The sequence below is a fragment of the Streptomyces odonnellii genome (assembly GCF_000981895.1).
Lineage (GTDB): Bacteria > Actinomycetota > Actinomycetes > Streptomycetales > Streptomycetaceae > Streptomyces > Streptomyces odonnellii.
This window is the reverse complement of the sequence record NZ_LATD01000181.1, coordinates 1-9,815: the sequence shown is the minus strand read 5'-3', so window position 1 is coordinate 9,815 and position 9,815 is coordinate 1. Positions and strand designations below refer to the sequence as shown.

The 9,815-nt window shown below is 72.1% G+C and carries 8 protein-coding genes; 6 read left to right on the top strand and 2 right to left on the bottom strand.

The window, feature by feature from the left end:
* On the bottom strand, window positions 1–633 hold a 633-nt coding region (locus WH07_RS17720; protein ID WP_046500968.1), incomplete at its 3' end, for an SWIM zinc finger family protein.
* Between the two features lie 167 nt (window positions 634–800).
* Here WH07_RS17720 and WH07_RS17715 point away from each other — a divergent pair.
* The 6 genes from WH07_RS17715 to sucD all read left to right on the top strand — a co-directional run bounded on the left by WH07_RS17715 (window position 801) and on the right by sucD (window position 8,545).
* Window positions 801–1,220, top strand: coding sequence for an MmpS family transport accessory protein (locus WH07_RS17715; protein WP_046500963.1), 420 nt, complete (start codon window positions 801–803; stop codon window positions 1,218–1,220).
* Between the two features lie 176 nt (window positions 1,221–1,396).
* On the top strand, window positions 1,397–2,536 hold the full coding sequence (locus tag WH07_RS17710) for an ATP-binding protein (RefSeq protein WP_046500962.1): 1,140 nt from the start codon (window positions 1,397–1,399) through the stop codon (window positions 2,534–2,536).
* Window positions 2,537–2,619: 83 nt separating this feature from the next.
* The gene (locus WH07_RS17705; RefSeq protein ID WP_046500967.1) at window positions 2,620–4,980 is read left to right on the top strand and encodes a DUF5682 family protein; all 2,361 of its coding nucleotides are present in this window, start codon (window positions 2,620–2,622) and stop codon (window positions 4,978–4,980) included.
* A 119-nt stretch (window positions 4,981–5,099) separates the two neighbouring features.
* On the top strand, window positions 5,100–6,233 hold the full coding sequence (locus WH07_RS17700; protein ID WP_046500966.1) for a VWA domain-containing protein: 1,134 nt from the start codon (window positions 5,100–5,102) through the stop codon (window positions 6,231–6,233).
* A gap of 205 nt (window positions 6,234–6,438) precedes the next feature.
* On the top strand, window positions 6,439–7,614 hold the full coding sequence (sucC, locus tag WH07_RS17695; RefSeq protein WP_046500960.1) for an ADP-forming succinate--CoA ligase subunit beta: 1,176 nt from the start codon (window positions 6,439–6,441) through the stop codon (window positions 7,612–7,614).
* A 46-nt stretch (window positions 7,615–7,660) separates the two neighbouring features.
* Window positions 7,661–8,545 carry a succinate--CoA ligase subunit alpha gene (gene sucD, locus WH07_RS17690; protein WP_046500959.1) on the top strand — a complete coding sequence of 295 codons (885 nt, stop codon included), beginning with the start codon at window positions 7,661–7,663 and terminating at the stop codon, window positions 8,543–8,545.
* 148 nt (window positions 8,546–8,693) lie between these two features.
* Here the strand turns inward: sucD and WH07_RS17685 are convergent.
* The coding region (locus WH07_RS17685; RefSeq protein ID WP_052744444.1) for a sigma factor-like helix-turn-helix DNA-binding protein at window positions 8,694–9,815 on the bottom strand (1,122 nt) is incomplete at its 5' end.

The following is a 9,815-nucleotide window of genomic DNA, read 5'->3' as shown; positions in this document are numbered from 1 at the left end:
CCGTGTTGACCCCGGGATCGCCCCCAACTCCCGCACCCGGCCCGCCAGCCCGGGTGCCTGCGCGTCCACCATCCGGGCCGCCGTCTCCTCCCACAGCCCGTACCCCGACTGCTCCGCCGCGGCCAGTCCGCCCCGCAGCAGATCCGCCAGCCGCTGCTCCAGCTCCGTCGTCCCCGCCGTGATCCGCGCGGCCCTGCGCTCCGCCCTGCGCCGCGCGGCCTCCGGATCGGCCTGCTTCCCCGCGCCGCCCCCGTCCGCCGCTCCGGCGTCCGGCTTCTCCTCGCTCCGCTTCCGGCGCGCTTCGAGCCACTCCTCGGCCCATCCCGGCGCCTTCGCCTCCCCCACCGCCCGCTCGTCCGTCGCCCGGAGCAGCAGCAGCCCCAGCGCGTGCTTGCAGGGGAACTTCCGGCTGGGACAACTGCACGAGTAGGCCGGACCCGTGGTGTCCACCACCGTCTGATACGGCCTGCTCCCGCTGCCCCTGCACAGCCCCCACACGGCCCCCGCGGCGTCGGCTCCCGCCTCCGACCACGGCCCGGCCGTGCCCAGTCGTGTCCCCGCTCTGCGCGACGAGTCGTCAGGAGCCAGGGCAAGCACCTGTTCCGTCGTCCAGCGGACCCCCGTTGGATTCATGCCCACGACGTTAGGACCCCCCACTGACAATCGCCATTGACCTGCGATTTCAAGGGCCGGCCCGGACTTCGCGACGCCCCGGCGCTTTGGTTTTACATTTCCTTTACGATTGGTCGCGAGAGGTGTCCGCGAGCCCGCGGACACATGAACAACCGGGGGGATTGCCGATGAACAGCACCATTCGCACCGTCCGCGCCGCCGTCGGCGCACTCGCCGCCGCCGGACTCGCGCTGGGACTGACCGCCTGCTCCGAGACCGTCGACCAGGTGGACAAGGCCGTCGACGAGACCTACGAAGTCACCTATGAGGTGACCGGCGACGGCGTCGACACGATCGAATACCACGGCGGCGGAGGCAAGGCCATGGAGCCCAAGATCGAAACGGTCGAACAGCCCACGCTGCCATGGCAGAAGACGGTCACGCTCCGGGGGATCATGCCGCCCGCGGTCATGCCGATCGCCGTGGACATCACCGGCGCCGAGGTCACCTGCAAGATCGTCTACCAGGGCGAGGTCATCAAGCAGGAGACGGGCGCGGGCCTGGCCGCGGCGGGCGGCTGTGTCGCGGTCTCACCGATCGCCGACTGAATTCCCGCTCGAACTCCCGCTCCCGCACGGCCGTCCGGCGCGCCGCCGGACGGCCGCCGCGCCCCCGGGACCCGGATCCGGCTTGTCCACAGGCTCCGGCCTGCGGAAATGCCCCGTTGTCAGTGGCGTGGTGCACGGTGGACACCACATCGGTCGACCGATCTGGAGGGGGATCCATGACCGTGCCCGAAAACGCCGAAGCCACTGAAACCACCGCGACGAGCGCGCCCGCCGACGGTGAGGTGCTGCGCCCGCACGCCGAGGACGCGTTCGCCGATGAGCTGAAGGCCCTGGCCGCGGCCGACGACCGGCAGCGGCCCGCACGATGGCGGCTGTCGCCCTGGGCCGTGGCCACCTATCTGCTCGGCGGCACGCTGCCCGACGGGACGGTGATCACCCCGAAGTACGTCGGGCCCCGCCGGATCGTCGAAGTCGCCGTCACCACCCTCGCCACCGACCGGGCGCTGCTGCTGCTCGGTGTGCCGGGCACCGCCAAGACCTGGGTCTCCGAGCATCTCGCGGCGGCCGTCAGCGGTGACTCGACACTGCTGGTGCAGGGCACGGCCGGTACGCCGGAGGAGGCGGTGCGGTACGGCTGGAACTACGCGCGGCTGCTCGCCCACGGCCCCAGCCGCGAGGCGCTGGTGCCCAGCCCGGTGATGCGGGCCATGTCCGAGGGGCTGACCGCGCGGGTCGAGGAGCTGACCCGTATCCCCGCCGATGTGCAGGACTCGCTCATCACGGTCCTGTCCGAGAAGACCCTGCCCGTTCCCGAACTGGGCCAGGAGGTGCAGGCCGTCGGGGGTTTCAATCTGATCGCCACGGCCAACGACCGCGACCGCGGGGTCAATGAACTCTCCAGCGCCCTGCGCCGCCGCTTCAACACCGTCGTCCTGCCGCTGCCCGCCACGCCCGAGGCCGAGGTCGACATCGTCTCGCGGCGCGTCGGCCAGATCGGGCGCGCGCTGGATCTGCCCGCCGGGCCCGAGGGGCTCGACGAGATCCGCCGGGTCGTGACGGTCTTCCGCGAGCTGCGCGACGGCCTCACGGCCGACGGGCGTACGAAGCTCAAGTCGCCTTCGGGGACGCTCTCCACGGCCGAGGCCATCTCGGTGGTCACCCATGGCCTCGCGCTGGCCGCCCACTTCGGCGACGGAGTGCTGCGGCCGGGCGATGTGGCAGCCGGGATCCTCGGCGCGGTCGTCCGTGACCCGGCGGCGGACCGGGTGATCTGGCAGGAGTACATCGAGACGGTGGTCCGCGAGCGCGACGGCTGGAAGGACTTCTACCGCGCCTGCCGCGAGGTGACCGCGTGACCGCGCCCACGCCGGTACGGACCGCTCCCCGAGCCGCACCCCATCTCGCGGGTGGTCCGGCCGAGGCCGGCCGGCGCGCGCCGCTGCTGCTCGGGGTCAGGCACCACGGTCCCGGGTCCGCGCGGGCGGTCCGGGCGGCGCTGGACGCCGCCGGGCCACGGGTCGTCCTCATAGAAGGGCCGCCCGAGGGGGACGCGCTGGTGGCGCTCGCCGGGGACGAGGCGATGCGGCCGCCCGTCGCGCTCCTGGCGCACGCGGTGGACGATCCGGGGCGGGCCGCGTTCTGGCCGCTGGCCGAGTTCTCGCCGGAGTGGGTCGCGATCCGCTGGGCGCTCGCCCATGCCGTACCGGTGCGGTTCATCGACCTGCCCGCGGCCAACTCCCTGGCGCAGGCGGCCGAAGCCGAGGAGAAGACCGAGGCGAAAGCTGAGGAGAAGGCCGAAGAGAGGGATGAAGAAAGGGACGAAGAAGAGGCGGGCGGACTGCGGATCGATCCCCTCGCCGTTCTCGCCGAGGCCGCCGGGTACGACGATCCGGAGCGCTGGTGGGAGGACGTCGTCGAGCACCGCGAGCCCGGCCGCGCGGAGGATCCCCTCGCGCCCTTCGAAGCGGTCGCCGAGGCCATGGGCGCGCTGCGCGAGGAGTACGGAGCGGGCGGGGACCACCGGGATCTCGTCCGCGAGGCCCATATGCGTATCCAACTGCGAGCTGCCCGCAAGGAGTTCGGCGACGAAGGAGTGGCCGTCGTCTGCGGGGCCTGGCATGTGCCCGCGCTGACCGCGAAGACGACCCTCGCCGCCGACCGCGCCCTCCTGAAGGGACTGCCCAAAGTCAAGGCCGAGTTGACATGGGTGCCCTGGACCCACCGCAGGCTCGCCCGGCACAGCGGCTATGGCGCGGGCATCGACTCGCCCGGCTGGTACGGACATCTCTTCGCCGCGCCCGACCGCCCGGTGGAGCGGTGGCTCACCAAGGTCGCGGGTCTGCTCCGCGAGGAGGACCGGACCGTCTCCTCCGCGCATGTCATCGAGGCGGTACGGCTCGCCGAGACCCTGGCCGCCGTGCGCGGCCGTCCGCTGGCGGGTCTCGGCGAGACCATGGACGCGGTACGGGCCGTGATGTGCGAGGGATCGGACGTACCGCTCGGGCTCATCCGGGACCGGCTCGTCGTCGGCGATGTGCTCGGTGAGGTCCCGGACACCGCGCCCGCCGTGCCTTTGCAGCGCGATCTCACCCGGCTCCAGAAGTCTCTGCGGCTCAAGCCCGAGGCGCTGGAGCGGCAGGTGGACCTCGATCTGCGCAAGGAGACCGACACCGCGCGCAGCAGACTGCTGCACCGGCTGCGGCTGCTCGGCATCGGCTGGGGCGAGCCCGCCGCCGGGCGCGGAAGCACGGGCACCTTCCGTGAGAGCTGGCGGCTGCGCTGGGAGCCCGAGCTGTACGTACGGGTCGCGGAGGCCGGCGTGTGGGGCACCACCGTGCTCTCCGCCGCCACCGCCAGGGCCGAGTCGGGAGCCGCGTCCGCGACGGCGCTCGCCGAGGTCACCGCGCTGGCCGAGCGCTGCCTGCTGGCCGAACTGCCCGATGCCCTTCCGCCGGTGATGCGGGCCCTCGCCGACCGTGCCGCGCTCGACACCGATGTCGCGCACCTCGCCCAGGCACTGCCCGCGCTCGCCCGCTCGCTGCGGTACGGAGACGTACGGTCCACCGGCACCGCGGCCCTCGGGGATGTGGCGGCCGGGCTCGCCGAGCGGATCTGCGTCGGTCTGCCGCCCGCCTGCGCCGGGCTCGACGCGGACGGCGCCGCCGGGATGCGCAAGCACCTCGACAGCGTGCACACGGCGATCGGCCTCCTCCCGGAGAACGACGGCCACGGCCGGGGTGCTGATCTCGCCGGACGCTGGGCGGGCGTCCTGCGCACGCTCGCGGAGCGGGACACCGTGGCGGGGGAGATACGGGGACGGGCCGCCCGGCTGCTCCTGGACGACGGGCGGCTCGCGGAGGACGACGCCGCGCGGTTCATGGGGCTCGCCCTGTCCCCCGGCACCCCGCCCACCGACGCCGCCGCCTGGATCGAGGGCTTCGTCGGCGGTGCCTCGGGCGGCGGCCTGCTGCTGGTCCACGACGAGCGCCTGCTCGGTCTCATGGACGGCTGGCTGACCGCGGTGTCGCCCGGCTCCTTCACCGATGTGCTGCCGCTGCTCCGCCGTACCTTCTCCGCGTACGAGCCGGGCGTCCGCCGGACGCTGGGCGAGCTGGTCCGGCGCGGGCCGGGCGCCGGGGGACCGGCGGAGCCGGTAGCGGCCGCGCCCGGCTTCGGCCCCGGACTCGACGAGGCGCGCGCCGACGCCGTACTGCCGGTGCTCCATCTGCTCCTCGGCACAGTCCCGGAAACCGGACCGGCCCTGGATCACGCCCAGGCCCCCACGGAGGTGACCCGATGACCAACGACGCGAGCGCGCTCCCCACCACCGCGGACACGATCACCCCAGACACCACCGCCGACGCGCCGACCGGCGACACCTCTGCCGACGAGCGCGACGAGCGCCTGCGCCGCTGGCGGATGGTGCTCGGCGGGGAGAGCGCCGACGGCACGGGGCACGCGCTCTCCGGCCGGGACGCGGCGATGGACGGCGCGCTGTCGGCTCTCTACGGCGCGGGCAAGGAGCGCGGCGGCGGCACCGACCGCTCCGCCGGGCTCGGCGCCTCCGCGCCCTCGGTCGCGCGCTGGCTCGGGGACATCCGTACGTACTTCCCCAGCTCCGTCGTCCAGGTCATGCAGCGCGACGCGATCGACCGGCTCGGTATCGCCGCGCTGCTGCTCGAACCGGAGATGCTGGAGGCGGTCGAGGCCGACGTCCATCTCGTCGGCACGTTGCTCTCGCTCAACAAGGCGATGCCCGAGACCACCAGGGAGACCGCACGCGCGGTGGTCCGCAAGGTGGTCCAGGACATCGAGAAGCGGCTGGCCACGCGTACGAGGGCGACCCTGTCCGGCGCGCTCGACCGGTCCGCCCGGATCAGCCGCCCGCGCCACCGGGACATCGACTGGGACCGTACGATCCGCGCCAACCTCAAGAACTACCTGCCCGAGCACGGCACGGTCGTCCCGGAGCGGCTGATCGGCTACGGGCGGGCGTCGCAGTCCGTGAAGAAGGAGGTCGTTCTCTGTATCGACCAGTCGGGGTCGATGGCCGCGTCCGTCGTCTACGCCTCGGTCTTCGGCGCGGTCCTCGCGTCGATGCGCTCCATCGCCACCCGGCTCGTCGTCTTCGACACGGCCGTCGTCGACCTCACCGACCAGCTCGACGACCCCGTCGACGTCCTCTTCGGCACCCAGCTCGGCGGCGGCACCGACATCAACCGCGCGCTCGCCTACTGTCAGTCACGGATCACCCGGCCCGCCGACACCGTGGTCGTCCTGATCAGCGATCTCTACGAGGGCGGGATACGGGACGGGATGCTCAAGCGGGTCGCGGCCATGAAGGCCTCGGGCGTCCAGTTCGTGGCGCTGCTCGCACTGTCCGACGAAGGGGCCCCGGCGTACGACAGGGAGCACGCGGCGGCCCTCGCGGCCCTGGGCGCACCGGCGTTCGCGTGTACGCCGGACCTCTTCCCGGAGGTGATGGCGGCGGCGATCGAGAAGCGCCCGATACCCGTGCCGGACGGTGATCTGCCGGGTACGCCACTCATGTGACAGGTATCACCGCTCAGGCGTGATCTGCGATTTAGGGAGCCATGGCCCACGGGGATAACCTGCAAGACGGACATGCCGCGTACCGGACAGCGAGTACGCCTCCCTCTGTGACGGCGCAGTCACGTTGCCCTTCGCGGCACGCCCACGCAGACAACGAACCCGCGATCACCAGGCTGCGGTTAAAAGACACAAGGGACGGACACGCGTGGACCTGTTCGAGTACCAGGCGAGGGACCTCTTCGCCAAGCACGGTGTACCGGTGCTGGCCGGTGAAGTCATCACGACGCCTGAGGCGGCCCGCGAGGTGACCGAGCGTCTCGGCGGCAAGGCCGTTGTCAAGGCGCAGGTCAAGGTGGGCGGCCGGGGCAAGGCCGGCGGTGTGAAGCTGGCCGCCGACCCGGCGGAGGCCGTCGAGAAGGCCGGCCAGATTCTGGGCATGGACATCAAGGGCCACACGGTCCACCAGGTGATGCTGGCCGAGACCGCCGACATCGCGGAGGAGTACTACGTCTCCTTCCTGCTCGACCGCACCAACCGCACCTTCCTGGCCATGGCCTCCGTCGAGGGCGGCGTGGAGATCGAGGTCGTCGCGGAGGAGAACCCCGACGCGCTCGCGAAGATCCCCGTCGACGCCAACGAGGGCTGCACCCCCGAGAAGGCCGCCGAGATCGTCGCCGCCGCGAAGTTCCCGGCCGAGATCGCGGACCAGGTCGCCGACGTCCTGCAGAAGCTGTGGACCGTCTTCATCGCCGAGGACGCGCTCCTCGTCGAGGTCAACCCGCTGATCAAGTCCGGCGACGGCAAGATCATCGCGCTGGACGGCAAGGTCTCGCTCGACGAGAACGCCGACTTCCGCCAGCCCGGGCACGAGGCCCTGGAGGACAAGGCCGCGGCCAACCCCCTGGAAGCCGCCGCCAAGGCCAAGAACCTCAACTACGTCAAGCTCGACGGCGAGGTCGGCATCATCGGCAACGGCGCGGGTCTGGTCATGTCGACCCTGGATGTCGTCGCGTACGCCGGCGAGGCCCACAACGGCGTGAAGCCCGCCAACTTCCTGGACATCGGCGGCGGCGCCTCCGCCGAGGTCATGGCGAACGGGCTGGAGATCATCCTCGGCGACCCGGACGTCAAGTCCGTGTTCGTCAATGTCTTCGGTGGCATCACCGCGTGCGACGAGGTCGCCAACGGCATCGTCCAGGCCCTGGAGCTGCTCAAGTCCAAGGGCGAGGACGTCACGAAGCCGCTGGTCGTGCGACTCGACGGCAACAACGCGGAGCTGGGTCGCAAGATCCTCTCCGACGCCGACCACCCGCTCGTGCAGCGCGTGGACACCATGGACGGCGCCGCCGACAAGGCCGCCGAGCTGGCCGCGGCACGCTGACTTTCACGCGTCTCCGACACGACACAGAACGAGGGACTCCAACCCCATGGCTATCTTCCTCACCAAGGAAAGCAAGGTCATCGTCCAGGGGATGACCGGTGCCACAGGCATGAAGCACACCAAGCTCATGCTCGCGGACGGCACCAACATCGTCGGCGGTGTGAACCCCCGCAAGGCAGGCACGTCCGTCGACTTCGACGGCACCTCCGTACCCGTCTTCGGCACCGTGGCCGAGGCCATCGAGAAGACCGGCGCCGATGTGTCCGTCCTCTTCGTGCCGCCGGCCTTCGCCAAGGCCGCGGTCATCGAGGCGATCGACGCCGAGATCGGCCTGGCCGTGGTGATCACCGAGGGCATCGCGGTGCATGACTCCGCCGCCTTCTGGGCGTACGCGAGCAGCAAGGGCAACAAGACGCGCATCATCGGTCCGAACTGTCCCGGACTGATCACCCCCGGCCAGTCCAACGCCGGCATCATCCCGGGCGACATCACCAAGCCCGGCCGTATCGGTCTGGTCTCCAAGTCCGGCACGCTGACCTACCAGATGATGTACGAGCTGCGCGACATCGGCTTCTCGTCCGCCGTCGGCATCGGTGGCGACCCGGTCATCGGTACGACGCACATCGACGCGCTCGCCGCGTTCGAGGCCGACCCCGACACCGATCTGATCGTGATGATCGGCGAGATCGGCGGCGACGCCGAGGAGCGTGCGGCCGACTTCATCGCCAAGAACGTGACCAAGCCGGTCGTCGGCTATGTCGCGGGCTTCACCGCGCCCGAGGGCAAGACCATGGGCCACGCCGGTGCCATCGTCTCCGGCTCCTCCGGTACGGCCCAGGCGAAGAAGGAGGCACTGGAGGCCGCCGGTGTGAAGGTCGGCAAGACGCCGACCGAGACGGCCGGTCTGGCGCGCGCCATTCTGGCCGGCTGACCTCCGTACCCACGGAGCCTTCTCCGTACGGCAATACGCGCATGGGCCCGCACCTCGGTCAGGGGTGCGGGCCCATGCGCGTCGCGGCCGGGTCGCGGAGCGATCGCTGGGCGGTCGCCGTGCGGTCAGAGCGCGGTCGGAGCCGCGGTCAGAACGCCTCCGGTACGAGCCGCGGGGGGCCGTTCATCGGCTCGCCGCGGAGTTTGTCGCGAAGCTTCCGGTCCTCCTTGGACAGCCGCTGCGGGCCGCTGGGCACCGGTACGTCGCCGATCTGCTCGCCCGGGGCGAGCGGCGGTTCGTACCGCGACGGAGCGGTGGCCAGGGTGAAGCCCGTCGCCCCCACGATCAGCGCGGTGAAGGCGATGGCCGTCCGCGTCCAGAACCTGGCCCGGCGCTCGCAGCCCGTCCGCACGGAGCGGGGCGGCGCGACCGCCGACGGGGTCGCCACACGGGTCAGGGCGCTCAGGGTCTCGTTCAGCAGCGCGGTCTCGGCGAATTCGGGCACTCTCGCGGCGACCGCCTCACGGGCGTGTGTCAGCCGGCTCGCGGTGGCCGGGGTGCTCGCCTCGGTCTCGGCCGCGGTGTCCGGCAGATCGAGGCCGAGACCGTCGTAGAGCAGCAGGGCGCGGCGGTAGGACGGCGGCAGGTCCAGCAGCGCCTCGCGGAGCGCCAGCCCGCCCTCGGGGTCCCCTTCACCGGGCACCGGCCGGGGCCGCTTGCGGTTGCGGCGGTGCATCCGGTGCCATGGCGACAGGGCGTACTCATGGGCCGCGGCCCGGATCCAGCCCGCCGGGTCCCGGTCGACGGCGACCTCGGGCCAGCGCTGCCAGGCGAGCCGGAAGGCCCGCTCGACGGACTCCTGGGAGAGGGCACGTCGTCCGGTCAGCAGATATGCCTGGCAGACGAGGGAAGGGGCGTGGGACGCGTACAGGGCGTCGAAGGCCTGGTCGGCGGTACGCGGCCCGCTGTCCGGCGTCCCGGCGGCGGTGTCCGTAGTGCCTGTGTCCGCAGCGCTTGTGTCCGCTGCGAGACCGGCCCCGACAGAAGCCGGGGGGAGTGCGGAGGAAGAAGCGGGAGCGGGAGCCGGAGCGGGGGCGGCGGTCGCCCAGGGCGGCGGCGTCCGCGACCGGGTGTCCGGGGCACCACGGGCGCCTTGGCCGACACCCGGTCGCGGGAGGGGTCGAGCGACGGACTGACGGTCGGCCAGGGCGACCGCGAGCCCGGCGACGCCGGGGCTGACGGCGACGCCTGCGGTGGGCCGGCTCTTCTG